The sequence below is a fragment of the Catellatospora sp. TT07R-123 genome (genome assembly GCF_018327705.1).
Classification (GTDB): Bacteria; Actinomycetota; Actinomycetes; order Mycobacteriales; family Micromonosporaceae; genus Catellatospora.
Genome location: NZ_BNEM01000001.1, coordinates 1759247 through 1783499, shown reverse-complemented (window position 1 = coordinate 1783499; position 24253 = coordinate 1759247). Strand labels below are relative to the sequence as shown.

The window sequence follows — 24253 nt, the reverse complement described above, 5'->3', positions numbered from 1 at the left end:
CCCCGGCGGGATATCCCGGTGCGGGTGACGGCGGTGGGCGGGCAGGATGCCGGGCATGACGGGGATGGGCGAGGAATCGGCGGAGCAGCGCCTGTGGAACGCGGTGGCGCAGTGGAACGACGAGACCGGCCGTGGGACAGGAGGACTGATCGACGGCGCCCGCAGGGCGCTGGCTGATGGGCTGGACTCGCCGTCGCTGCGGGAGTTGGCCGCCGCCGCGCCGCGCGACGAGTTGCCGGACCTGCGTGAGCTGGCCGCGGGCGCGCTCACGGAGGTGGGCATCCCCTACCCGGGCGCCGTCCCGGGCGGCTTCGTGCTGGGAGCCGGTGGTGCGACCGTCAGACGGCCCGCTGTCGACACGCTCCGCCTGGCAGTCGAACTGGTCGTGCCCGGCACCTCCTTGTTCGCGGTTCGGGTCTACGTCAACGACGTCGAGATCACCGCCGACGGCGCGAGGCTCGGGATGGACCCGTTCCACCTGCTCGTGCCCATCAACCGCCTGGTCGCCACCGCTGAGCCGGCGAGAGTGCCGATCGCCCGCTGCCCCTGCCGGGACTGCGGTTTTGTGATCACCGACGTCGCGATCGTCCGGGACGACGGGGTCGTGCACTGGGACTGGCTGCTGGAGGCACCGATGGGCCGAGGGGTCTCCTTCGACGCCGCCGCCTACGACGCGGAGGTCGCCCGGGCGGCCGCCGACCACTCGTGGGAGACGCCGGTGCGTGCCGCCGCCCGGCTCGCCATGACCGGCACTGACCTTGACCGGCTCGCCGGATACGGACTGCGGTTCGTCTGGGCCGGCAACGGCCATCCGGACCCGGAGGTCTTCGAGCTCTGGTTCGAGCTGGACGGCATCTATCAGGTCTTCGTGCAGACACCGTGGCAGGGCCGTGACGCCCGGGAGACGGCGCGCGCGGCACGCGAGCAGCTGGCGCGACCGCCGCAGACGTGGCAGGCCACCTGGCACCCCATGCCCACCGACGAGGACCGCCCTCCCTCGATCATCGGCCCCGCCTGGCACCGTCTCCCCTTCTGACTCCGCCCGGGCGCGTGCTCCTGCTGCAGTTTCGGGGAAAGTGCACGAATCATGGGCCGCATTCGTGCACTTTCCCCGAAACTGCACCGATCACCACAGGGATGGGACGGTCAGCGGCCCGGGGAGCCCTTGCGGGCGAGGGAGTCGACGGCGACGGCGACGGCCAGGACCCCGGCGGTCACCATGTACCGGATCGACGAGTCGACGTTGAGCAGCAGCATCCCGTTCGTGATCGACTGGATCACCAGGATGCCCAGCAGCGCGGCGTAGGTCCGGCCGCGCCCGCCGAACAGGCTGGCCCCGCCGATGACCGCGGCGGCGATCGCCATCAGCAGGATGTCGCTGCCGCCGGAGCTCTGGTTCACCGCCGACAGGCGGCTGGCGGCCAGGATTCCGCCGAGGGCGGCGAGCGTGCCGCAGCCCGCGAACGCGAGCACCCGTACGCCGTCCACGTTGATGCCCGCGCGCCGGGCGGCCTCGGCGTTGCCGCCGACGGCGAAGATCCGCCGTCCGAGCACGGTGTGCCGCAGGGCCAGGTCCAGCAGCACGACCAGGCCGCCGAAGATGAGCAGCAGTAGCGGCACGCCCCGGTCGGCCGAGAGCACCACCACGGCCGCGGCCAGCACCGCCCCGGCCGTGCCGATCGGGACCAGGACGCGCCACAGCGCGGGCACCGGCAGCGCGGCCGCCGCCCGCAGCCGGCGTCGCCACAGCGCGCTCGCGCCCCAGACCAGCACGATCCCGGCGGCGATCAGCCAGGACGCCCACTGCGGCAGCCAGGTGTCGCTGAGCTTGGCCACGAAGCCGGTGAAGGGCAGGTTGATGGTGCCGCCGCTGCCCAGCAGGTACAGCAGCAGCCCCTGCCAGCCGATCAGCCCGGCCAGCGTCACCACGAACGACGGCATGCCCAGCCGGGTGAACAGCAGCCCGTGCAGGGTGCCGATGGCGGCGCCGGTGAGCAGCGCGAGCCCGATCGCGGCGGCGACGGGCAGGTGGTGGCGTACGGACAGGACGGTCATCACGACCGCGGCCAGGCCGCTGACCGACCCGGCCGACAGGTCGATCTCGCCCAGCAGCAGCACCAGGATGACGCCGAGCGAGATGGTGCCCGTCGCGGCCAGTTGCAGCATCAGGTTGGTGAGGTTCTCCGCCGCCAGGTAGTGCTCGTTGAGCAGCCCGAACACCACGGCGATGACGGCGAGCCCGGCGACGACCGGCGCGGCGCCGGTGACCATCCGCTGCTTCATGAGCGTGCTCCCGTGATGGCGGCGACGATGGTGTCCTGGTCGGTTTCGGCGGTGCGGAACTCGCCCGCGTTGCGGCCCAGGCGCAGCACGGTGACGCGGTCGCTGACGGCGCGTACGTCGGCGAGGTTGTGCGAGATGAGCAGCACGGCCAGACCGCGCTCGCGCAGGCGCGTGATCAGGGCGAGGACCTGCGCGGTCTGCTCGACGCCGAGCGCGGCGGTGGGCTCGTCGAGGATGACGGCCTTCGGCTCGCCGAGCAGGGCGCGGGCGATGGCCACGGACTGGCGCTGCCCGCCGGACAGGGCGGCGACGGGCTGGCCGATGTCGGGGATGCGTACGTCCAGCGAGCCGAGCAGGTCGCGGGCGGTGCGTTCCATGGCGAGGTGGCGCAGCAGGCCGCCGCGCCGCTGCTCGGCGCCGAGGAACAGGTTGGCGACCACGTCGAGGTTCTCGCACAGGGCGAGGTCCTGGTAGACGGTGGCGATGCCGAGCGCCTGGGCGTCGTACGGGCGGCTGATACGCACGTCGCGGCCGTCGAACGCGATGCTCCCCGCGTCCGGGGCGACCACCCCGGCGATGACCTTGATCAGCGTGGACTTGCCGGCGCCGTTGTCGCCGACCAGGGCGGTGACCTCGCCCGCGGCGAGGTCCAGGCGTACCCCCTGGAGCGCCTGGACCGCGCCGTAGCGCTTGCTGATGTCGCGTGCCCGCAGGACCACTACGAGATGCCCTGCTTGGTGCAGGCGGCGACGACCTCGCCGGTGCAGATGTCGGCGGCCCGGTAGAAGCCGTCCTTGACGATGGTGTCCTTGATCCTGTCGGCGGTGACCGCGATCGGGTCCAGCAGGAACGCCGGGATCTTCGCGGTGCCGTTGTCGACGGTGGCCGGTGCCGCCGGGGTCTCGCCCTTGGCCAGGGCCACCGCCAGTGCGGCCGACTTCTCGGCCTCGGCGCGGATGTCGAGGTAGATGGTCATGTACTGCTCGCCGGTGAGGATGCGCTGCACCGCGGCGAGCTCGGCGTCCTGGCCGGTGATGGGCGGCAGGGCGGCGAACCCGGCCCGCTTCATGGCGGCGATGGCGCCCCCGGCCATGCCGTCGTTGGCCGACAGCACGCCGACGACGTTGTCCCGGCCCAGGGCCGTGATCGCCTGCTCCATCTGCTGCTGGGCCTTGTCGGGGCTCCAGTCGGGGGTGTCGAACTCACGGCCGATGGTGACCTTGCCGTCCAGGACGCTGTGCGCGCCCTTCTTGTAGTCGGCCGAGCTGGGATCGGTGGGGGAGCCGTTGATGAACACGACCTGGCCCTTGCCGAGGCTGCCCCTGGCGGTCAGCGCGTCCAGCAGCGCCTGGCCCTGCATCTCGCCGACGCGCACGTTGTTGAACGAGACGTAGTACGCGTAGTCGATGCCGGAGATGAGCCGGTCGTACGCGATGACCGGCACCTTCTTCTGCTTGGCCTGGTTGACCAGCGGTGCCACGGCGGCGGCGTCGACCGCGTCGAGCACCAGCACGTCGGCGCCCTGGGTGAGGGCGGCCTCGACCTGCTGCTGCTGTTTGGCGGCGTCCTGATCGGCGTTGAAGTAGAGCAGCTCGCAGTCGGCGCACAGGGCCTTGGCCCTGGCCTCGAACAGCGGGCGGTCGAACGCCTCGTACCGGGTGGTCTTCGACTCGGGCAGGAAGAGGGCGATCGTCTTCTTGCCGCCGGTGCCGGCGGGGGTGTCGCCGCTGTCGCAGGCCGACAGGCCCAGTGTCGCGGTGAGCGCGGCGGCTGCGGTCAGTGCCATCCATCCTCTGTGCATGGTGACCTCTCAATCTTCGCTGCGTGCCGTAGCAGGTCCATTGCGGAATGATGGTCAGTCAGATTGCCAAACAATCGGTGGCTCACTATCCTGAGTCACACTGGGACATACGTCAATATCGTCCGTGCCGCTGGAGGCGACTCCAGACGGCACCCTTGGTGCGTTCCTGGAGGACGACCCATGACCGGTCCTGGTATTCGCCGTACGCTGTCCGCCCTGGCCCTGGCTGTGGCCACCGGCGCGGCAGCCCTGCTGGCCGCCCCCGCGGCGCAGGCCGCCACCATCCCGCTGACCTCCGTCGTCCCGGCTCCCGTCACGGCCGCGCCGACCGCCGGGGTCACCTACACCCTCGGCTCGGCCACCACCGTCTACACCGAACCCGGCTCGACCGCCGCCGCCGACATCGGCGCCTACCTCGCGGGCATCCTGCGCCCGTCGACCGGGTACGCCCTGCCCGTGGCGCCCGCCCCCACCGGCTCCCCGAGCGGCATCGCGCTGCTGCTGACCGGCGCGCCCGCGAGCGTCGGCGCCCAGGGCTACCAGCTCGACGTCACCTCGACCGCGGTCACCGTCCGCGCCAACCAACCCGCCGGGCTGTTCGCCGGGGTGCAGACGCTGCGCCAGCTGCTGCCCGCCGCCGTCGAGGCGACCACGGTGCAGGCCGGGCCGTGGCAGGTCGGCGGCGCGCACGTGGTCGACTACCCGCGCTTCGGCTACCGGGGCGCGATGCTCGACGTGGCGCGCCACTTCTTCCCACCCGCCGCCGTGCGCCGCTACGTCGACCAGCTCGCCCTGTACAAAATCAACTACCTGCACTTGCACCTGTCCGACGACCAGGGCTGGCGCATCGCGATCAACAGCTGGCCCAACCTCGCCGTGTACGGCGGCGGCACCGCCGTCGGCGGCGACCCGGGCGGCTACTACACGCAGGCCGACTACACCGCGCTGGTCGCCTACGCCGCCTCCCGCTACATCACCGTCGTCCCGGAGATCGACATGCCGGGGCACACCAACGCCGCCCTGGCGTCGTACGCCCAGCTCAACTGCAACGGGGTCGCCCCGGCGCGGTACACCGGCACCAACGTCGGGTTCAGCTCGCTGTGCGTGCCGCTGGCGCTGACGTACACCTTCATCGACCAGGTGGTCGGCGAGCTGGCGGCGCTGACCCCCGGGCCGTACCTGCACATCGGCGGCGACGAGGCCAGCTCCACCAGCGCGACCGACTACACGACGTTCATCGACCGGGTGCAGCAGATCGTCGCCGCGCACGGCAAGACCGTGCTCGGCTGGCACGACGTCGTGCACGCCACCCCGCAGCCGTCGCGGATCGCCCAGTTCTGGGGCACCGGCACCAGCGACGCGGCCGTGGCGGCCGCCGCCGCGAACGGCACCAAGGTGATCATGTCCCCGGCCAACCGCGCCTACCTGGACATGAAGTACAAGAACAGCACGCGGCTGGGGCAGAAGTGGGCCGGGCTCATCGACGTCGACAAGGCGTACGACTGGAACCCCGGCGCCTACCTCAGCGGCGTCGGCGAGTCCTCGGTGCTCGGCGTCGAGGCGCCACTGTGGACCGAGACCATCCGCACCACCGCCGACATCGACTACATGGCCTTCCCGCGCCTGCCCGCCTTGGCGGAACTGGGCTGGTCGCCGTACAGCACGCACAACCTGACCGCGTTCAAGACCCGGCTGGGTGCGCAGGGCCCGCGCTGGCGCGTCATGGGCATCGGCTACTACCAGTCGACGCAGGTGAGCTGGCCCGCCGGCTCCTGAACCCGCACCACCCGCCCGTCCCACGAGGCTGACCCACCCGGTCGGCAGGAGGAGGCTACCCATGATCCGATCACGACGCCGCTGGCTGGGAGCGGTGCTGACCACGCTGGCGACGGTCGTCGCCGTCGGGGCCGCCGGCGCGCAGCAGGCGCAGGCGGCCACCGTCACCTCGACCGAGCTGGGCGGCGGCTGGGCGATGCGCTCGGCCACCGGCCTGGCCGACACCGGCGCGGCCATCTCCCAGGTCGGCTACGGCACCAGCGGCTGGAACCCGGTCAGCCTGCCCTCGACCGTGCTGGCCGGGCTGGTCGCGAACAACGTCTACCAGAACATCTACTTCGGCACGAACCTGCAGTCCGTGCCGGACCTGACCACGCAGAACTGGTGGTTCCGCGGCCAGTTCACCGCCGCGGCGAGCAGCCCCGGACAGGTGTACTGGCTGCGGTTCAAGGGGATCAGCTACCGCGCCCAGATCTGGCTCAACGGCACCCAGCTCGACGGCGACGCCGTGGGCACGTTCGCCGCGCACGAGTACAACGTGTCCGGTCTGATCAACCCGGGCGGCCTCAACGCGCTCGCGATCCGGGTCACGCCCCCGGCCCACGGCTGCGCCGACCTGTCGGTCTGCACCGTCGACTGGAACCCCGAGGCCCCCGACATGAACGCCGGGATCTGGGGCAGGTCCCTGCTGGACACCACCGGCGCGGTGGCGCTGCGCGACCCGTACGTCAAGACCGTGCTGCCCCTGCCCGGCACCAACACCGCCGACCTCACCGTGTACGTCGACGCGGTCAACGCGACCGCGAGCGCCGTCACCACCACGGTCGGCGCGACGATCAGCAAACCCGGCCAGCCGACCGTCACGGTCAGCCAGAACGTGACCCTCAACCCCAGCGAGCGGCGCGAGGTCGCCTTCACCCCGGCGGCCTTCCCGCAGCTGCACCTGGTCAACCCGGCGCTGTGGTGGCCGTACCAGTTCGGCTCGCCGGAGCTGTACGACCTGTCCGTCGCGGCGACCGTCGCCGCCGCGACCTCCGACAGCAAGGCGATCAGGTTCGGGGTCCGGCAGTTCACCGACTTCCGCAGCACCGTCAACGGCACCTCGTTCGCCGGATACAAGGTCAACGGGCAGAACATCCTGTTCCGGGGCGGCGGCTACGTGTGGGACCTGCTCCAGCGGTGGGACACCAAGACCAACGCCGCGCACGTGAACTACGTCAAGAACATGGGCCTCAACACGATCCGGCTGGAGGGCACGCTGGGCAACGAGGAGCTCTACGACCTGGCCGACCAGGCCGGGGTCATGCTGATGCCCGGGTTCGTGTGCTGCAGCGCCTGGGAGAACGACGCCACCTGGACCGCCGAGCAGCAGCAGGTCGCCAACGCCTCGCTCGACACGCAGCTGCGGGCGCTGCGGGCGCACGCCAGCCCGTTCCTGTGGACGTACGGCAGCGACCAGCCGCCGAACACGGCGCACCTGACCGCGTACAAGAACATCGCCACCGCCCTGCACTGGCAGAACCCGACCCTGGACAACGTCGCGACCTGGTCCAACGCCAACGCCGGGATGAAGATGGACGGCCCCTACAAGTGGGCGCCGCCGGTGCTGTGGTGGGACACCACCAAGGCCGGGTCCGCCTTCGGCACCACCGGGGAGGAGGGCACGGAGGCGCCGCCGCCGCTGGAGAGCCTGCAGAAGTTCCTCGCCCCGGCCGACCAGTGGCCGATCGGCACCGCGTTCAACTTCCACGCCGGGCGCGCGGGCAGCGTCTTCGACAACATCAGCATGTACAGCAACGGCCTCAACCGCCGGTACGGCACCGCGACCGGCGCCGCCGACTACTCGAAGAAGTCGGAGGTGCAGAACTACGAGAACACCCGGGCGTTCTTCGAGGCCTGGAGCGCCCGGCAGCACACCCAGTCGTTCGGCACCATCTTCTGGATGCTCAACAACGCCTGGCCGGCCGTGCACTGGAACCTGTACGACTACTTCCTCAAGCCCGGCGGCGGCTTCTTCGGCACCAAGAAGGCCACCGAACCGGTGCACGTCGCCTACGACTACGCCACCCGCAACGTGTACGTGGTCAACTCGACGCTGACCGCCCGCACCGGCCTGACCGCCACGGCGACCCTGTACAACCTGCCCGACCTGGCGCAGAAGTACACGACCACGGTCGCGGTGAACTCCGCCGCCAACGCGTCGGCGTCCGTGCTCACGATCCCGGCGGTCACCGGGCTCAGCACGACCTACCTGATCCGGCTCCAGCTGCGCGACAGCGGCGGGGCGCTGGTCAGCAACAACGTGTACTGGTACTCGACCACCGCCGACGCGCTGGGCAACAAGAGCAACTGGTACTCGACCACGACCAAGACGTTCGCCAACCTCACCGGACTGAACGCGCTGCCGTCCAACACCGGCGTGACCAGGGCGGTGTCGCGCAGCGTCGCGGGCGGGCAGGAGACGGTCACGATCACGCTGACCAACACCGGCTCCACGCTGGCGTTCTTCGTCCGGCCCGAGGTCACCGCGGGCAGCGGCGGCACCGAGGTGCTGCCGGTGACCTACACCGACGGTTACGTGACGCTGTGGCCGGGCGAGTCGACCACGATCACGGCGGTCTACCAGACGTCCGACCTCGGCGGCCAGGCCCCCTGGCTGCGGGTACGCGGCTATAACGTCCCCGCCGCCACGGCGGCGATCCCGTAGCCGCCCGGCAGTGACACCAGCCGGTGCCGTGCCGCTGTATGAGGTGGAGGCGGCACCGGCTCCAGAGCTCCGGGGCGTCCCGCGAACTTCCCAGTGTTCGCGGGATGCCCCGGTCTTGCTCCGCGCCCTATCCTCCTGGCATGCACGAGCTCGCCGCGTACGTCGCAGACCTGCCGTTGTGGGCCGCCGTCCTGATCTGTCTGGCCGAGAACACGCTGATCCTCGTGGTCGGCGTGGCGCTCGGCACGGCGGTGCTGCGGCTCAAGACCGTGGTGCGGCTGCTGCCCGACCCCGGCCGGGCCGAGCCCCTGCAATGGTGGCTGGCGGCCGGTTCGGTGGTGCTCAACACGGCGATCACCGTGGTCGGCTGGAAGCTGTGGACCCTCGGCGTGATCCGGTTCGACCTCGACGCCGGCTGGCGCATCGTGGTGGACCTGCTGGTCCTGGTGCTCGCCATGGACTTCGCCTCGTACCTCGGCCACGCCCTGGCCCACGTGCGGTGGCTGTACCCGCTGGGGCACCGGATGCACCACCGGTTCGTGGACGCGCGGCCGATCACGCTGTTCGCGCTGCATCCGGGCGAGGTGATCGGGTTCGGGGCGCTGTGGCTGTTGATGCTGTCGGTCGTGCCGCTGAGCGTGTGGGCGCTGGTGGGCTATACCGTGATCAATCTGGTCTTCGGGATCTTCGGCCACCTCGGCGTCGAGCCGCTGCCGCTGCGCTGGCGGCGCTCGCGCCTGTTCGCGATCGTCGCGACCCCGACCATGCACGCCATGCACCACCTCAACCCGGCCCGCAACCTGGGCTTCTACACCACCATCTGGGACCGCCTCTTCGGCACCCTCGACGACGCCTACGACCCCACCCGCACCAGCGCCACCTGACGGCATGCCCGCCCCGCCCCGCCCCGCCCACCCCGGGCCGGGCCAGCCTGGCGGCGGCGTGATCGCTGATTCCGGTCACAACCTCACCTGCCAGCACGGATTCTGACCGCCGACACAGATCATGGACAGCGTCCGCCCCGAAGATCGCGACTTCAGGCCATTCCACTACGCGCGCCTCACCCGTAGCCCCGCATTCCGCCCCGAAACGGCGTTCGCCGCCGGGACCGCATCCGAAGATCAGCGGTCTCCAGCCACGAAGTGGCACCCACTCCTCACTCAGCTCGCAACCCGGCCGCAGCCGACGATCACCGACTGCCGTCACCCCCAAGATCGCCGTTGGCGGTCTTGGCGTTCACCTGGCGTGCCGAAAGTGACCCTGGACAGCGATCACTGCGGACTGGTGACGGCGGCTCGATCAGGTCGTGGTTAGGCTCGGGGCATGATCAGGATTCGGGCGGTGGTGGCGGCGGACGAGCCGCGATGGCGGGAGTTGTGGGACGCGTACACGCGGTTCTACGAGCGTGAGCCGGTGGAGGCGGTCACGCGGCACACCTGGGCGCGCATCCTCGACCCGGCCGCGCCGGTCCACGCCGTCGTGGCCGAGGATCCGAAGCAGGGCGTCGTGGGCATCGCGAACTACCTGATCCACGAGAGCACGTCCATGCTGACGCCCGTCTGCTACCTGCAGGACCTGTTCGTCGATCCGGCCGCCCGGTCGGGGGGCGTCGGCCGGCTGCTCATCAATGCGCTGCGGGCCGAGGTCGAGGCCAACGGCTGGGCCACGCTGTACTGGCAGACCAAGGAGGACAACCACCGCGCCCGCGCCCTGTACGACAGCTACACGCCGCACAGCGGCTTCCTGCGCTACGTGCTGCGCAACGAGACGCCCTGACCGTCCGGCCCTGCGGTCACGGCGGCTCGGAGAGGCCCGCCTGGTTGCCGGTCGCGCCTACAGTAGGCGCGGCGACCAGCGGATGGGGTGTGCGGATGGGCAGCCGGCCGACGCGAAGCGACCTGCGCAGGTTCATGTTGCAGAAGCTCCTGTCCGGCGTGCCCTATGTGGCCTGGATCCTGTTCGCCCTCTCGGCGAAATTCGCCCTCGGCGTGGCACTTGGGGGCATCCATGCCTCGCTCGGCGAGCGGATGGCGTTCGCACTGTCGCCTCTGCTGTGGTTGGTGCTCGGGTCGGGGCTCGTTCTGTGGCTGACGCGCCGCCCGAGCTCGGAGGAGGTGTCCATCCTCATCGACAACCGAACGGACGCGACGCTGACCGTCGAGGTCCTGGGCGTGCCGGATGACCACGAGCTGCGGCGGGTGACGATCGCGCCGCAGGGAGCGCATCGATGCCGGATCGACCCGGTGAAGATCATGGCGGAGTCCGTTGGCTCGGGCGCGGTCGCCCATGACGAGGCCGGGCGCCTGATCGCCAGGCTGGAGGAGCCGCTGCGCGTACGCCAGAGATGGATCATCGAGGCGAATGGCATGCACCGGTACATCGGCTACCTCGCGCCCATGTGAGCACGGCCGTGGTGCGCCGACCACGCGTCGGCGCACCACGGCGCGGGGGCTCAGCCCGTGTACTGGACGAGGATCTTCGTGAAGGCGTAGGGCTGCTGGGAGACGCCGCTGCACGAGTCGGCGTCGCTGCCGGTCCCGCAGGCCCGGTCGCGGTTGATCGACCAGAACGTCAGCCGGGCGAGGTGGTGCTGCTGGGCGTACGCCAGGATGGTCTGGAAGTCGGCGATGGTGACCGTCTCCCCGGGCTCGTCGGTGATCCCGTTCATCGACGAGACGCCGATCTTCGCGTACGCCGTGGCGTCGCTGTAGCCGTACGCCGTCTTGACCGCGTTCTTCAGTCCCTCGGCCGCGCTGACCGTCGCCTGGCCCATGGTCCCGGTGTGCCCGCCGAAGTCGAACGGCATGATCGTCCAGCCGTCGTTGTCCAGCCCGGCCGCCGCGCCCTTGCTGATCAGGTCCTTGCCGGTGGCGTCCGGCCCGGTCGGCGTCGTCCCGAACGTGATGAACGTGCGGATGCCGGGGTTGTTCGTCTTCACGATCTTCAGCGCGTCGACCACCCGCTGGCGCACCGACGCGGTCGAGAACTCGGTGTCCTCGATGTCGACGTCGATCGCCTTGAGCCCGTACGCGTTGACGACCTTCTGGTAGGCCCCGGCCAGCGCGGACGCCGACGAGCACTTCTCGCCGAGCTTGTTGCCGCTCCAGCCGCCGAACGACACGATCACGTCGCCGCCCGCGCCCCGGATCGCGTTGATCTTCGCCTGGTCGTCGCCGCCGGTCAGCGGCCGCGATCCGTCCCACATCGGGTTGCAGGTGCCGTCCGAGAGCATGAACGCCAGCGTGAACCACTTGATCCCGGTGGCGGACATGACCGCCGTCGGGCTCTGCGGGTCGCCCCAGCCGAAGTACTCGTACGGCGCGACCGCCATGAACGGCCCGCTGGTGGCCGGCAGCAGCCGCAGCCGGTCCAGGTTCGGCCCGCCGTTGGCGGTGGTGCTGGTGACCCGCACGGTGTTCGTGCCCGCGACCAGGTTCGCGGTGACGTTCTGGACGGCCCAGGTGTCCCAGTCGGCGGTGGGCGCGAACGACGGGGTGGCGACGGTCGCGCCGTTGACCGCGACGGCTGCGGGCCGCGTGCCGGTGGTGCCGTTGGCGTAGCGCAGCTCCAGCGTGGCGCTGCCCGCGCTCGCCGCGCTGACCGTGAACTCGGTGTAGCTGCCGGTCTCGTTGTCGCCGTTGACGAAGCCGGTGCCGGTGAAGCCGGTGTGGTTGGCCTCGACGACGCCGTGGAAGATCGTCGCGTTCTCGGCCTGGTATTCGGTGGTGGCGGCCACCTCGGCGTCGAGGTAGTCGATGTTGGCCAGGCCGCCCGCCGTGGTCGCCGTGATCCGGACGGTGTTGCTGCCCGCGTTGACAGTCGCGGTCACGGTCTTGGTGGTCCAGGTGTCCCAGTTGGCGGTGACGGGGAAGCTCGCGGCGGCCGCGACCGCCGTGCCGTTGACGGCGATGTCGGCGGGGCGGTCGGCGCCGCCGGAGTTGGCGTAGCGGAGGCCGAGGGCGGCGGTCCCGGCGGTGGCGGCGTTGATCGTCCACTGCACGTAGCTGCCCGCGACGTTGACCGTGTCGACGAAGCCGGTGCCGCTGTAGTTCAGGTGGTTGGTGGCGACGGCACCCTGCGAGATGGTGGCGCTCTCGGCCTCGTAGCGGGTGGGGGCGGCGGTGGCCGGGGCGGTGAGGACGGCGGCCGTGAGCAGGCCGGTCGTCACCGCCGCGGCCAGGCGCGCGGGTGTGCTGCGACTGCGCATGACACTCCTGTCGGAGTCGGTGGGAGGAGGGGTCGGTGGGGAGGGAAGGAAGCGGCGGGGCCGGAAACCCCGGCCCCGCCGCAGAAGCCCGGTCAGGGCAGCCAGTAGTTGCCGCTGGCGACGATCATGACCTGGAGCTGGATGCTGGTGGAGTAGTAGTCGCTGCTGCTGAACCCGGTGTTGATCATCTTGGTCCAGAGCGCGTCCAGCCAGGCCTGGCTGCCGGAGTCGGTCATCGCCGCGACCGCGAACGGCGCGAAGAACGCCGGTTCGCTGCCCGAGCTGATCTGGGTGCCGCTCAGCGAGTAGCCGACCGCGATGCTGCTCGGGTTGCTGCCGGTCTTCGACTTGATCCAGGTGTTGAGTTTGCGGGCGGAGGTGAGCGAGGCCGAGCCGCCGCCGGTGATCGCGTCGGTGCCGATGCGCCACGGGGTGCGGCAGGAGTTCCAGAAGTACTTGCCGTCGTTCGGGTCCTCCAGCACCTGGCCCGGAGCGGGCTTGGCGGTGGTGTTGGTGTTGACCACGAAGTCGGGCAGCAGGCCGGTGTTCGGGGCGTACTGCGTCTGGAGGTTGGTGATCAGGTTCTGGTGGTTGGTGCGGACGGTGTCCCAGAACGTGTCGCCGGTGGCCGTCTTGAACGCCCGGAAGTGGTCGAGGTGGAAGTCCGACGGGCGGGTGGTCCAGTACAGCGCGTCGCCCGAGGTGCTCCAGTCGCCCAGCAGCATCAGCTTCGTGGTCGGGTTGACCTCGCTGGCCTTGATCGCGTTGATGTGGTTCACCGCGAGCTGCTTGTAGTTGTACGTGCCGGTGCTGCCCCACTGCTTGTCGGCCATGAGCAGGCCCAGCGCCACGTCGAGGTCGCCGTCGGTGGCCGAGTCGGAGCCGTTGACGCTCTTGCAGGCGGTGTCCTGCTCGGCGGCGAGCAGGTTGGCGTTGTTCACCGACGGGTGGGCCAGCATGAACTTGACCATGCCGTCGAAGACGGTCTTGGCGTTGGCGTCGGCCCCGGCCATGAGCGCGGTGATGACCATGCCGTAGCCCTGCGCCTCGGCGACGTACGGGTGGTCGGCGTCCGGGGAGATGACCTCGTACCAGCCGTTGCCGCAGTTCTGCTTGACGAACGCGGACTTCCAGGCGTTGTAGTACGACACCACGGCGGCGTCCAGCGTGGACTGCGACCCGGACGGCTTGAGCGTGCCCGCCGCGTACGCGTACTGGTGGCTGCCGAACGGGATCGCCGGTCCGGTGCCGGTGCTGCCGATGGTGAGGTCGAGGTAGTCGAGGTTGGCGGTGCCGTTGGCGGTGGTCGCGGTGACCCGGACGGTGTTGCTGCCCGCGTTCAGGTTCACCGTCAGCGTCTTGGTGGCCCAGGTGTCCCAGTTGGTGGTGCCGCCGAACGCCGAGGCCGCCGCCACGACCGTGCCGTTGACCGCGATGTCGGCGGGCCGGCCGGTGGTGGTGCCGTTGCTGTACCGGATGGCGACGGTGGCGCTGCCCGCGCTGCTCGCGGTGACGGTCCACTGCACGTAGCTGCCGGTGACGTTGTCGGTGTTGACGAAGCCGGTGCCGGAGTAGTTGAGGTGGTTGGCCTCGACCACGCCCTGCGAGATCGTGGCGCTCTCGCCCTCGTAGCGGGTGGTGGCCGCGGCGGCCTGGGTCAGCGGGGCGGCGGCGGTCAGGACCAGGGCGCCGGCGAAGGCGGCGGCCAGGCGGTGTGCCGTCCGTGGTGCGGTGCGCATGTGACTCCTTCGGTCACGGTCCGGCCGGGGGCCGGACGGGGGATCGGGCTCAGGAGATCGTGATCTTGAAGATGGTGTCCGAACCGTTCGCGGCGCCTCCGTTGTTGTCGCTGTTGGTGGTGCTCAGCCAGAGCTGGTCGGCACCGGGCACCTTGGTGACCGTCCGCAGCCGGCCGTAGGTGCCGACGTAGTAGGCCGTCGGCGTGCCGGTGCTCTCGCCGCTGAGCAGGGGGATGCGCCACATGCGCTCGCCGCGCAGCGCGGCCATGTAGACCGTGTCGCGCACGATGGCGATGCCGCTGGGCGAGGCCGTGTCGACCGACCACTGGCGCTTGGGGTTCTCCATGCCGGCCACCGAGCAGGTGCCCTCGCAGGTCGGCCAGCCGTAGTTGAGACCGGGCTTGATCAGGTTCAGCTCGTCGTACAGGCTGTTGCCGAACTCGGCCTCCCACAGGCGGCCCTGCGAGTCCCAGGCCAGGCCCTGCGGGTTGCGGTGCCCGTAGCTGTAGACCAGCGTGCCGAACGGGTTGCCCGGGGCGGGCGTGCCGTCGGTGCGCATCCGCAGCACCTTGCCGTTGAGCGAGTTCTTGTCCTGCGCCAGGTTGCTGGTCTGCGCGTCGCCGGTGGTGGCGTAGAGGTATCCGTCCGGGCCGAAGGCCAGGCGGCCGCCGTTGTGGTAGCGGTTCTTGGCGATGCCCTGGACCAGCACCGTGTAGCCGCTCAGGCTGGTGCCGTTGTAGGTCATCCGGGCGATCCGGTTGCCCTCGGACGCGGTGTGCATGAGGTAGATGAAGTGGTTGGTCGCCCAGTTCGGGTCGGCGGCGACGCCGAGCAGGCCGCCCTCGCCGTTGGTGGTGACCACGTTCGGCACCGTGCCGACCTGCGTACGGGCGCCGGCCAGGGTCACCTTGAACACCTTGAACTGCCCGGCCGTCACCTTGTCGTCCCGCTCGGTGACCAGGGCGGTCTGGCCGTCGGGCATGAACCAGGTGCCCCACGGGATGGTCCAGCCGGTGGACAGGGTGCCGATCGCCGACGGCACGCCGCCGCTGCACGCGGTGGTCGTGAACGACACCGTCGGGCTCGCGGCCGAGACGTTGCCGCCCGCGTCGCGGGCGACCACGTTCAGCGTGTACGCCGTGTTGCACGCCAGCCCCGTGACCGCGGCACTGGTCGCGGGCGGGGTGCCGGTCACCGACTTGACCACGGTGGTGCCGATGCGCACGTCGTACGCGGTGACGCCGATGTTGTCGGTCGAGGCGCCCCAGCTCAGCGTGGCGCCGGTGCCGGTCACGCCGGAGGCGGCCGGGGTGCCCGGGACCGTCGGCGCCTGGGCGTCGGAGCTGGCCAGCGTGGTGCAGATCGCCTGCGCGCTGGACAGCGACGTGTTGCCGGCCGCGTCGCGGGCGAACACCGACAGGCGGTACTCGGTGTTGGGGGACAGGCCGGTCAGCCGGGTGCCGACCGCCGGTGCGGCGGCGGACGTCAGCTTGTTGCCGTCGTGGTAGACGTCGTACGCGATGACGCCGGTGTCGTCGGTGGACGCGCCCCAGGACAGGTCCAGGGCGGTGTCGGCGATGTTCGCGCAGCTCGGCTGGCCCGGCGTGGTCGGTGCCGTCGAGTCCGACTGCGAGGCCACCCGGAGCCGGTCGAGGTTGGGGCCGCCGCTGGCGCCGGTGGCCGTGGCCCGGACCTTGCTGGTCCCGGCGGGCAGGCTGACCGAGATGGTCTGGTCGGCCCAGGTGTCCCAGTTGGCCGTGGCCGGGAACGAGAGGTCGCTCGCGGCGGTGTTGCCGTTGACGGCGAGGTCCAGCGGCCGGTCGGCGCCGGTGCCGTTGGCGTAGCGCAGGGTCAGCTTGGCGGTGCCCGCGACCAGCTTCGACACGGTGAACTCGACGTACCCGCCCGCGACGTTGGTGTAGTCGACGAAGCCGGTGCCGGTGTACCCGGTGTGGTTGGTCGCGGCCGCCGCCTGCGACAGCGTCGCGGACTCGGCCTGGTAGTCGGTGCTGGCGGCCTCCACCTCGGTCTCGATGTAGTCGAGGTTGGCGGTGCCGTTGACGCTGGTCGAGGCCACCCGGACCGTGTTGGCGCCCGCGTTGGCGGTGAAGGCGAGGGTCTTGGTGGCCCAGGTGTCCCAGTTGCCGGTGCCGGCGAACGAGACCCCGCCCGCGACCAGGAAGCCGTTGACGGTGATGTCGGCGGGCCGGTCGACGGCGGTGCCGTTGGCGTAGCGGATCTTCAGCACCGCCGGGCCCGCGTCGGCGGCCGTGGCGGTCCACTGCACGTAGCTGCCGACGACGTTGTCGGTGTTGACGAAGCCGGTACCGCTGTAGTTGAGGTGGTTGGCCTCGATCACGCCCTGCGAGATCGTGGCGTTCTCGGCCTCGTAGCGGGTGGGTGCGGCGTGCGCGGGCGCCGCCGTGAGCAGCGACGCGAGCAGGAGGCTGCCGGCCGCCAGCGTGGCGCGGCGGCGGGTGCGTCCCCGGATGGATGTCATGGCGCGGTCTCCTCTGCGTGAGGCGGAACTGCCGATAACTGTTAGGTAACCTGACTTACCTTTAACCAACGAGGATGTTAAGTACGTAAATCACGAGGGGTCAAGGGTCGCGACGTGCCGGACTGTCCGGCGGGAGGGCCGGGCGACCTCTTGACACCCCGGACCCCGATGAGGATAGTAAGCCTACTTGCCTATTGAAAGGTCGTTCATGACACTCCTGGCCGGGTCGTCGAAGCTGCTGCGCGCGATGAACGAGAGCGCCACCCTGGCGCTGCTGCTCGACCGCGGCACGCTGACCCGCGCCGAGCTGCGCGAACTGACCGGCCTGTCCAAGCCGACCACCTCCGACGTGCTGCGGCGGCTCACCGGCACCGGCCTGGCCGTGGTGGTGGGGCACACCAGCGGCGGCCCCGGCCCCAACGCCGAGATCTACTCGGTCAACCCCGCCGCCGCGTACGTCGTGGCGGTCGCGCTGCGCGACACCACCGAGTCCCCGCACCCGCCCTTCGGTGCCGCGCTGTGCGACGTCAGCGGCGCGGTGCTGGCTCGCGCCGAGTTCCCGGGCGTGGCCGAGCAGACCCCGCTGGACACCGTCCGCCGCATCCTGGCCGACCTGTGCGCGGCCGCCGGCGTGCCCGTGGGCCGGGTGAGCCGGCTGCAACTCGGCGTGCCCGGGGCGTACGACCCCGGCACCGACACCATCCGGCACATCGACATCCCCGGCTGGCGCCGCCCCGGCCTGGTCGGCGAGCTGGCCGCCGCGCTGCGGCTGGCGGTCGACGCCGACAACGACGTCAACCTGGCCGCCATCGCCGAACGCCACCGCGGCGTGGCCCAGGGCAGCTCGGCCTTCGCGCTGCTCTGGTTCGGCGCGGGCCTGGGCTGCGCCATCGACCTCGGCGCGGCACTGCTGCGCGGGGTCACCGGCGGCGCGGGCGAGATCGGCTACCTGCCGCTCGGCGGCCCCGGCCACGGCGCCGCCGGCGACATGCAGGACCTCGTCGGCGGCGCCGCCGTCACCACCCTGGCCGCCGCGTACGGCTTCCCCGCCCCCACCCCCGAAGCCGCCGTCACCACCGCCCTCTCCCACCTCCCGTCGGAGGCGGCGGAGGCGTTTCTGGGGGCGTTGGCGGACCGGATCGCGGTGCCGCTCGCGGCGGTGTCCGCGCTGGTGGATCCGCCGCTCGTGGTGCTGGCGGGGGAGGTGGCCCAGGCCGGGGGCGCCGCGCTGCGCGACCGGGTCACGGCCGCGTTCCACCGGGCCACACCGCTGCGCACGCCCGTGGCGGTGACCGCGCTGTCCGACGACGCGGTCTTGCTGGGCGCCATGGACGCCGGAGTACGTGCCGTACGCGAGTCGCTCATCGACGCGCTGCGCTACACGCTCGCTCCGGTCTAGCACCACACCGGTGCCTGACCGCGGCAACGGCAGGCACCGGCCACCACCCCCCGAATCCGCAGAGGAGCCTTCCTTGTCTATCACAGCCGCCAGGCTGGCCGCCGTCGCGCTGACAGCGGGCCTGCTCGTGTCCGGTGCGGCCGGATGCACCCCGGGCGAAGCCCCCGCGCCGGTCGCCAGCGCCGGGGTCGAACCCTCCGGCGAGGTGGAGTTCTGGCACTTCTTCACCGACCGCGAGGCCAAGGCCATCGACGACATCGTCGCCGACTTCCAGGCCAAGTACCCCAAGGTGAAGGTCGTGGTGAAGGGCGGCCAGGACGACACCAAGATGCTCCAGGCCATCGGCGCCGGGCAGGGTCCGGACGTCGGCCTGAGCTACTCCACCGACATCGTCGGCAAGTTCTGCTCCTCGGGCGCGTGGACGGACCTGGCGCCGTACCTGAAGCGCGACGGGGTCGTCATGGACAGGTACCCGGCGGTGGTGCGCTCGTACACCGAGTACCAGGGCAAGCGGTGCGCGATGCCGTTCCTGGCCGACGTGTACGGCCTGTACTACAACAAGAAGATCTTCGGCGAGGCCGGGGTGTCGGCGCCGCCCAAGACCCTGGCGGAGCTGACCGACCTGGCCAAGAAGCTGACCGTGCGCAAGCCCGACGGCACCATCGAGCGGGCCGGCTTCCTGCCCAGCTTCGGTTTCTACGAGAACTCCCCGGCGCACCTGGCCCCGGCGGTCGGCGCGACCTGGCTGAAGGAGGACGGCACCTCGGCCATCGGCAGCGACCCGAAGTGGCGCGAGCTGCTCGCCTGGCAGAAGGAGCTCGTCGACTGGTACGGCTACGACAAGCTGGAGAAGTTCCGCGCCGGGCTGGGCGACGAGTGGGGCGCCGACAACGCGTTCCAGAAGGGCAAGGTCGCCATCGCGGTCGACGGCGAGTGGCGCATGGCGTTCCTGCGCGACCAGGCCAAGGACGTGCCGTTCGGGGTGGCGCCGCTGCCGGTGACCGACCCGGCCCGCTACGGCGCGGGTTACGTGACCGGCAACGTCATCGGCGTCTCGCGTACGGCGAAGAACCCCGAGGCGGCGTGGGCGCTGCTGCGATACCTGACCACCGACACCGCCGCGATCGTCAAGCTCAGCAACGGCATCCGCAACGTGCCGACCACCAGTGACGCGCTGGCCAGCAAGGACCTGGTCGTCGACGACGAGTTCAAGGTGTTCCTCGACATCTTCGCCAACCCGGGCACCACGACGACCCCGCCCAGCGTGGTCGGCGCCGCCTACCAGGAGGAGCTGGGAGCGTTCGTCCAGGACTACCAGTCCGGCAAGAGCAAGGATCTGGAAGCGGGTCTGGCCAAGGTGGACCAGCAGATCAACAACCTCGTGAAGCTGGCCGGCTGACCGTGGCCGACGTGGTACGCGCAGGTGCCGGGGCTCCCGGCACCTCCCGCCTTCTCTCCCTCAAGACGCGCCGCAGGCTCACGCCGTACGTCTTCGTCGCCCCGGTCCTGGTCGGGCTGATCCTGTTCCTGGTGTATCCGCTGCTCGCGGCGATCTACTTCTCCTTCACCCGGTTCAACATGATCCAGGCGCCGGAGTGGGTCGGCCTGGACAACTGGAAGTTCCTGCTGGAGGACGACAACGTCGTCAAGGCGGCCAAGAACACGCTGTGGCTGGTGGCGGTGATGGTCCCGGCGCGCATGCTCGGGGCGCTGCTGACCGCGATCCTGCTCAACCAGGTCAAGCGGGGCCGCGGGATCTACCGCACGCTGTTCTACCTGCCCGCGCTGGCTCCGCCGGTCGCCGCGACGCTGGCGTTCGTGCTCCTGCTCAAGCCGGGCACCGGGCCGGTGAACACGCTGCTGGGGCACCTGGGTGTCAGCGATCCGCCGCTGTGGTTCAACGACCCGGACTGGTCCAAGCCGTCGCTGGTGCTGCTGGCCCTGTGGGGCGTCGGCGACCTGATGATGATCTTCATCGCGGCGCTGCTGGACGTCCCGGTGGAGCTGCACGAGGCGGCCGCGCTCGACGGCGCGGGCACCTGGCAGCGCTTCCGGTACGTCACGCTGCCCGGCATCTCGCCGGTGCTGCTGTTCGCCGCGATCACCGGCATCATCGGCACGCTCCAGTACTTCACCCAGGCAGCCGTCGCCGCCAGTGTCGCCTCCGGCGCGGTCAGCGGCGGTGGCGGCATCTCCGACACGTTCGGCTACCCCAACGGGTCGACCTATACATACCCGCTGTGGCTGTACATCGTCGGCTTCCGATACCACGTGCTCGGCTACGCCAACGTGCTGGCCGTGGTGCTGTTCGTGGTCTCCATCGCGGCCACGCTGATCCTGCTGCGCCGATTCCGGGAGTACGCGAAATGAACGCCAAGAAGCAGCCGTTCCTGCTGATGGTCGCACGGCACAGCGTGACGATCGCGCTGGCCGTCATGTTCGTGGCCCCGGTGCTGTTCCTGGCGCTGACCTCGTTCATGACCAGCGACCAGGCGCTGACCTCGCAGCTGTGGCCGACCACGTGGCATCCGGAGAACTACGCCGACGCGTTCAGCCGGGCACCGCTGCTGCGCTACCTGCTCAACACGGTGCTGTACGCGGGACTGGCCACGGTCTTCATGCTGCTGGCCAGCGTCCCGGCCGCGTACGGGCTGGCGAAGCTGCGCTGGCGCGGCCGGCAGACGATGATGATCGCGATCATCTGCATGATGATGCTGCCGCCGCAGGTCACCACGGTGCCGCTGTACCTGTTCTGGGCCAACGCGGGCCTGACCGGGTCGCTGTGGCCGCTGATCCTGCCGATGCTGGCCGGGGACGCGTTCTCCATCTTCCTGCTGCGCCAGTTCATGCTGACCATCCCGGACGAGTACCTCGACGCGGCCCGGGTGGACGGGGCGGGGGAGTGGCGCACGCTCTGGAAGGTCATCATCCCGATGGCCCGCCCCGGCATCGCGGCCGCCGCCATGTTCCAGTTCTTCTACGCCTGGAACGACTACTACGGCCCCCTGCTGTACGCCAGCGAGAACGAGCAGGCCTGGACGGTCTCGCTGGGCCTGGCCAGCTTCCGCAGCCTGCACCATGTGGAATGGCACCTGGTCAGCGCCGCGACCATGCTGACCATCATCCCCATCCTGATCGTCTTCTTCTTCGCCCAGAAGGCGTTCGTGCAGGGCGTGACCCTGACCGGGGTCAAGGGCTGACGGCATTCCTCTCGGGGGTGGCGGGGCCGGTCGGGGACTTTCCGGCCGGCCCCGGTCCGCAGACCCGGGCCGGTCAGCGCGGATCCGGGCGGTCCAGGTTCCAGTGCCGCTGGGCGGCGACGGCCCACCCGTGCTCGGCGGAGTCCTGCACCGGGTTCCGCGACACCACGAACCGGGTGATGACGCGCTGGGTGCGCTCGGCGTCGCCGTAGAGCAGGTCCACCCACAGCTCGCCGCCGGCGGCGACGATGTCGCACATGGTGCGGTACTGCGGGCTGGTCGGATCGCGCACCGTCAGCTGGCTGAACCCCTGGTCCCCGGCGGGCACGTAGACGTCGCGGGTCAGGCGGCGGAAGTCGGCCGGGTCGCGGTGCGGGCTGTGCTCCTGCTCCGGCAGGTCCCAGCCGTGCAGCACCGCCAGCCCCCGGCCGACGTTGCGCACCGACATGACCAGGTAGAAGACCTCGTCGGTGGCCTCCAGGGCGGCGCGTCCGCCGTGTACGCAGAACCAGCGCCCGTCCAGGAAGCGGATCTCCTGCTTGGGGTCCTCCCACCGGGACGGCACGAGGATCGGGCGCAGGCTCTCCAGCAGCGCCCGCTCGGCGTTCGCCGTGGCCCGGCCCGCCGAACGCGTCGAGGCGAAGGTCGCGACCGCCAGCAGCGCCGTCCCGGCGGCCGTGCCGAGATCGGCGATCGTGACCCAGTCGACCATCGGCCCCTCCCGGTTCATCACACCAGGTGGCGCCGGGTTTATCCCGGCAAACGCGGCTGCCGCCGCGCCTAGGCTCCGCCGATGTCCAGGTGGCGGGCGGCCAGCCGGTCGAGTGCGGTGTCCAGACCGGCCCGCTGAACGGCGGTCAGGCCGCTGAGGAACTCGGCGTCGAGGCCCGCGGCCAGCCCGGCGCACTCGGCCAGCAGCCGCCTGCCCTCGTCGGTCAGCGTGAGCACCTGACGGCGCCGGTCTGCGGCGTCGCGTTCCCGCGCGATCGCGCCGAGCCCTTCCAGGTGGTCGGCGAGGGTGACGACCAGGCTCGGCGCGACTCGCAGCGTCCTGGCCAGCTCCTGCTGGGACAGCGGGCCCAGGGCGTCGAGCACGGCGAGGGTGCCGACGTGCTTGTGCTTGAGCCGCAGGCCGTCGATGAGCTCTCCGTACGCCTCGGTCAGGATCGCGCCGAGCACGCCCAGCCGGAACGACGCGGTGCCGAGCGGGGATGAGGGCTTGACAGGTGCCATGACGGCGATGCTACCGTTTCGAAATCATTCAAGAGCTGAATCATTTACCTTATGATTGATTCAGCCTCTGACCGATTGGAGCAGCTGTGGAGATCCGATTCCGGCGCAGCCTGGCCGCGCTCAACATCGCCGGCACGGTCATCGCGATGGGTTTCGCGGTCGCCGGCATGGCCGACCCGTCGCTGCTGGCCGACGGGTCGGGCGGCGCGCCGTTCTACGCCCTGGTCTACGGGGCGCGGGCGATCCCGCTGGGCGCCGCGACCATCGCGCTGTTCGCCCTCGGCCGCTGGTCCGCCCTCGTGCCGATGCTGGCCGTCGCGGGCGTGGTGCAGGCGGCCGACGCACTGATCGGCCTGCGGTACGGCCAACCCGGCATGATCTTCGGCGGCGGCTCGCTGGCGGCGGTCCACCTGCTGTCGGCCTGGTGGATCCGGCGCGGCCTCCCGTCGGCGTGGACGGTGCGCACCGCCTGACCCCGGCCTGCGCCCGCCTCGCGGTCATACCCTGGGGCGGGCGCAGGCCGGGTCACGCCGGCCCACCCGCGTCCGCCGTGGTCGCGTGGTTGACCTCGCCCCTGGGGCGTGGCCCAGGATGGGCCGGTGACCGACGACCTGCTGCCCGGCGAGTTCGGCGCGGCGACCCGCCTGTCGCCGAAGGCGCTGCGCCTCTACGCCGACCAGGGCCTGCTGGTGCCCGCCGGGATAGACCCGGGAACGGGCTACCGCCGCTACCACCGCGACCAGGTGCCGCGCGGGCGCCTCATCGCCCGGCTGCGCGCCCTGGACCTGCCGCTGGTCCGCATCGCCACCCTGCTCGACCTCGGCCCGCAGGCCCGGCAGGCCGAGCTGCGCGCCTGGCTGTCCGCCCGCGAGGACCGGCTGCGCCACCAGCGGGAACTGGTCGAGGCCCTGGACACCGACGCCGCGCCCATGCCGGGCACGCCCGTGCTGCGCCCCCGCCCGCCGCGCAAGCTGCTGTCGCGCCGCCGCCATGTCTTCATCGACGACCTCGCCGCCTTCGTCGCCCAGACCCGTGAAGACATCCAGGCCCGGCTGCGCGGGTGCGGGCTGCCCGCCGACGGGCCGGTGCTCGTCCACTTCCACGACTTCGTCACCCACGACAGCGACGGCCCGGTCGAGGTCGCGATCGCGTTCACCGGCTCGGTCGAACCCGTCGACGACCTGCTGGTGCGCCTGTCGCCCGGCGGCACCGACGCCTGCCTGCCGGTCGCCGCAGCCGACGCCGTGTTCCCGCACATCCTCGGCGCGTACGAGGCGCTGGAGGCCTGGATCGACGCGAACAGGCTGGTCTGCTCCGGTGGGCCGGTCGAGATCCACCCCGGCACCGGCGGCGCGCCGCTGGACATCACCTATCCCGTCACCGTCACCGCCACCGAAGGAAGCTGAGC

The 24253-nt window shown here is 71.0% G+C and carries 20 protein-coding genes; 12 read left to right on the top strand and 8 right to left on the bottom strand.

Annotation, left to right across the window (positions count from 1 at the left end; genetic code table 11):
* The first annotated feature begins 55 nt into the window (after positions 1–55).
* A complete protein-coding gene (locus tag Cs7R123_RS07400; RefSeq protein WP_212824519.1) occupies positions 56–1036 on the top strand; it encodes a hypothetical protein in 981 nt (326 codons plus the stop codon).
* A 110-nt stretch (positions 1037–1146) separates the two neighbouring features.
* On the opposite strand, the gene Cs7R123_RS07395 is transcribed toward Cs7R123_RS07400, so the two are convergent.
* From Cs7R123_RS07395 to Cs7R123_RS07385, 3 genes are read right to left on the bottom strand one after another with little or no spacing between them, the layout of a single operon-like run.
* On the bottom strand, positions 1147–2283 hold the full coding sequence (locus Cs7R123_RS07395) for a sugar ABC transporter permease (protein WP_212824517.1): 1137 nt from the start codon (positions 2281–2283) through the stop codon (positions 1147–1149).
* The gene (locus tag Cs7R123_RS07390) at positions 2280–3002 is read right to left on the bottom strand and encodes an ATP-binding cassette domain-containing protein (protein WP_212824515.1); all 723 of its coding nucleotides are present in this window, start codon (positions 3000–3002) and stop codon (positions 2280–2282) included. Before Cs7R123_RS07390 ends, Cs7R123_RS07395 begins: the two co-directional genes overlap by 4 nt.
* A complete protein-coding gene (locus Cs7R123_RS07385) occupies positions 3002–4069 on the bottom strand; it encodes a sugar ABC transporter substrate-binding protein (protein ID WP_244871671.1) in 1068 nt (355 codons plus the stop codon). The genes Cs7R123_RS07390 and Cs7R123_RS07385 overlap by 1 nt, the downstream gene beginning before the upstream one ends.
* Positions 4070–4264: 195 nt before the next feature.
* Here Cs7R123_RS07385 and Cs7R123_RS07380 point away from each other — a divergent pair, with 195 nt between their 5' ends.
* The 5 genes from Cs7R123_RS07380 (at position 4265) to Cs7R123_RS07360 (ending at position 10969) form a co-directional block, all read left to right on the top strand.
* Positions 4265–5860 (top strand): beta-N-acetylhexosaminidase, encoded by a 1596-nt coding sequence (locus Cs7R123_RS07380; RefSeq protein WP_212824511.1) that lies wholly within the window; start codon positions 4265–4267, stop codon positions 5858–5860.
* 61 nt (positions 5861–5921) lie between these two features.
* Positions 5922–8567, top strand: a complete 2646-nt coding sequence (locus Cs7R123_RS07375; RefSeq protein WP_212824509.1) for a hypothetical protein — start codon at positions 5922–5924, stop codon at positions 8565–8567.
* Between the two features lie 140 nt (positions 8568–8707).
* Complete coding sequence (locus Cs7R123_RS07370; protein ID WP_212824507.1) at positions 8708–9451, top strand: sterol desaturase family protein; 744 nt, start codon at positions 8708–8710, stop codon at positions 9449–9451.
* A 439-nt stretch (positions 9452–9890) separates the two neighbouring features.
* Positions 9891–10343: a GNAT family N-acetyltransferase gene (locus Cs7R123_RS07365; protein WP_212824506.1), complete on the top strand. Its 453-nt coding sequence runs from the start codon at positions 9891–9893 to the stop codon at positions 10341–10343.
* A 95-nt stretch (positions 10344–10438) separates the two neighbouring features.
* Positions 10439–10969 (top strand): hypothetical protein, encoded by a 531-nt coding sequence (locus Cs7R123_RS07360; protein ID WP_212824504.1) that lies wholly within the window; start codon positions 10439–10441, stop codon positions 10967–10969.
* Between the two features lie 50 nt (positions 10970–11019).
* Here the strand turns inward: Cs7R123_RS07360 and Cs7R123_RS07355 are convergent, their stop codons facing one another.
* From Cs7R123_RS07355 to Cs7R123_RS07345, 3 genes are all read right to left on the bottom strand, one after another.
* Positions 11020–12774 (bottom strand): CBM35 domain-containing protein, encoded by a 1755-nt coding sequence (locus Cs7R123_RS07355; protein ID WP_244871670.1) that lies wholly within the window; start codon positions 12772–12774, stop codon positions 11020–11022.
* A 92-nt stretch (positions 12775–12866) separates the two neighbouring features.
* Positions 12867–14513: a glycosyl hydrolase family 8 gene (locus Cs7R123_RS07350; protein ID WP_212824502.1), complete on the bottom strand. Its 1647-nt coding sequence runs from the start codon at positions 14511–14513 to the stop codon at positions 12867–12869.
* A 49-nt stretch (positions 14514–14562) separates the two neighbouring features.
* Entirely contained in the window at positions 14563–17013 is a 2451-nt protein-coding gene (locus Cs7R123_RS07345) for a PQQ-dependent sugar dehydrogenase (RefSeq protein ID WP_212824500.1), read from the bottom strand.
* Between the two features lie 208 nt (positions 17014–17221).
* Between Cs7R123_RS07345 and Cs7R123_RS07340 the strand changes: the two genes are divergently transcribed.
* The 4 genes from Cs7R123_RS07340 to Cs7R123_RS07325 all read left to right on the top strand — a co-directional run bounded on the left by Cs7R123_RS07340 (position 17222) and on the right by Cs7R123_RS07325 (position 21612).
* Positions 17222–18412: an ROK family transcriptional regulator gene (locus Cs7R123_RS07340; protein WP_212824499.1), complete on the top strand. Its 1191-nt coding sequence runs from the start codon at positions 17222–17224 to the stop codon at positions 18410–18412.
* A gap of 73 nt (positions 18413–18485) precedes the next feature.
* Positions 18486–19811, top strand: a complete 1326-nt coding sequence (locus Cs7R123_RS07335) for an ABC transporter substrate-binding protein (RefSeq protein ID WP_244871669.1) — start codon at positions 18486–18488, stop codon at positions 19809–19811.
* Positions 19812–19822: 11 nt separating this feature from the next.
* Positions 19823–20782, top strand: a complete 960-nt coding sequence (locus Cs7R123_RS07330) for a carbohydrate ABC transporter permease (protein WP_212824497.1) — start codon at positions 19823–19825, stop codon at positions 20780–20782.
* Positions 20779–21612 carry a carbohydrate ABC transporter permease gene (locus Cs7R123_RS07325; RefSeq protein ID WP_212824495.1) on the top strand — a complete coding sequence of 278 codons (834 nt, stop codon included), beginning with the start codon at positions 20779–20781 and terminating at the stop codon, positions 21610–21612. Before Cs7R123_RS07330 ends, Cs7R123_RS07325 begins: the two co-directional genes overlap by 4 nt.
* A gap of 73 nt (positions 21613–21685) precedes the next feature.
* On the opposite strand, the gene Cs7R123_RS07320 is transcribed toward Cs7R123_RS07325, so the two are convergent.
* Both Cs7R123_RS07320 and Cs7R123_RS07315 read right to left on the bottom strand, forming a co-directional pair.
* Entirely contained in the window at positions 21686–22324 is a 639-nt protein-coding gene (locus Cs7R123_RS07320; protein WP_212824493.1) for a hypothetical protein, read from the bottom strand.
* Positions 22325–22392: 68 nt separating this feature from the next.
* On the bottom strand, positions 22393–22845 hold the full coding sequence (locus Cs7R123_RS07315; RefSeq protein WP_212824491.1) for a MarR family winged helix-turn-helix transcriptional regulator: 453 nt from the start codon (positions 22843–22845) through the stop codon (positions 22393–22395).
* Between the two features lie 86 nt (positions 22846–22931).
* On the opposite strand from Cs7R123_RS07315, the gene Cs7R123_RS07310 reads away from it, so the two are divergent.
* The gene (locus Cs7R123_RS07310; RefSeq protein WP_212824489.1) at positions 22932–23318 is read left to right on the top strand and encodes a hypothetical protein; all 387 of its coding nucleotides are present in this window, start codon (positions 22932–22934) and stop codon (positions 23316–23318) included.
* A 126-nt stretch (positions 23319–23444) separates the two neighbouring features.
* On the top strand, positions 23445–24251 hold the full coding sequence (locus Cs7R123_RS07305) for a MerR family transcriptional regulator (RefSeq protein ID WP_244871668.1): 807 nt from the start codon (positions 23445–23447) through the stop codon (positions 24249–24251).
* Positions 24252–24253: the final 2 nt, after the last annotated feature.

Bases quoted from the DNA above. Each gene is read 5' to 3' on its own strand.
- Cs7R123_RS07395 (WP_212824517.1), bottom strand. From the start codon at position 2,283: ATGAAGCAGCGGATGGTCACCGGCGCCGCGCCGGTCGTCGCCGGGCTC.
- Cs7R123_RS07360 (WP_212824504.1), top strand. From the start codon at position 10,439: ATGGGCAGCCGGCCGACGCGAAGCGACCTGCGCAGGTTCATGTTGCAG.
- Cs7R123_RS07340 (WP_212824499.1), top strand. From the start codon at position 17,222: ATGACACTCCTGGCCGGGTCGTCGAAGCTGCTGCGCGCGATGAACGAG.
- Cs7R123_RS07315 (WP_212824491.1), bottom strand. From the start codon at position 22,845: ATGGCACCTGTCAAGCCCTCATCCCCGCTCGGCACCGCGTCGTTCCGG.
- Cs7R123_RS07345 (WP_212824500.1), bottom strand. From the start codon at position 17,013: ATGACATCCATCCGGGGACGCACCCGCCGCCGCGCCACGCTGGCGGCC.
- Cs7R123_RS07365 (WP_212824506.1), top strand. From the start codon at position 9,891: ATGATCAGGATTCGGGCGGTGGTGGCGGCGGACGAGCCGCGATGGCGG.
- Cs7R123_RS07370 (WP_212824507.1), top strand. From the start codon at position 8,708: ATGCACGAGCTCGCCGCGTACGTCGCAGACCTGCCGTTGTGGGCCGCC.
- Cs7R123_RS07400 (WP_212824519.1), top strand. From the start codon at position 56: ATGACGGGGATGGGCGAGGAATCGGCGGAGCAGCGCCTGTGGAACGCG.
- Cs7R123_RS07385 (WP_244871671.1), bottom strand. From the start codon at position 4,069: ATGGCACTGACCGCAGCCGCCGCGCTCACCGCGACACTGGGCCTGTCG.
- Cs7R123_RS07375 (WP_212824509.1), top strand. From the start codon at position 5,922: ATGATCCGATCACGACGCCGCTGGCTGGGAGCGGTGCTGACCACGCTG.
- Cs7R123_RS07350 (WP_212824502.1), bottom strand. From the start codon at position 14,513: ATGCGCACCGCACCACGGACGGCACACCGCCTGGCCGCCGCCTTCGCC.
- Cs7R123_RS07320 (WP_212824493.1), bottom strand. From the start codon at position 22,324: ATGGTCGACTGGGTCACGATCGCCGATCTCGGCACGGCCGCCGGGACG.
- Cs7R123_RS07325 (WP_212824495.1), top strand. From the start codon at position 20,779: ATGAACGCCAAGAAGCAGCCGTTCCTGCTGATGGTCGCACGGCACAGC.
- Cs7R123_RS07380 (WP_212824511.1), top strand. From the start codon at position 4,265: ATGACCGGTCCTGGTATTCGCCGTACGCTGTCCGCCCTGGCCCTGGCT.
- Cs7R123_RS07355 (WP_244871670.1), bottom strand. From the start codon at position 12,774: ATGCGCAGTCGCAGCACACCCGCGCGCCTGGCCGCGGCGGTGACGACC.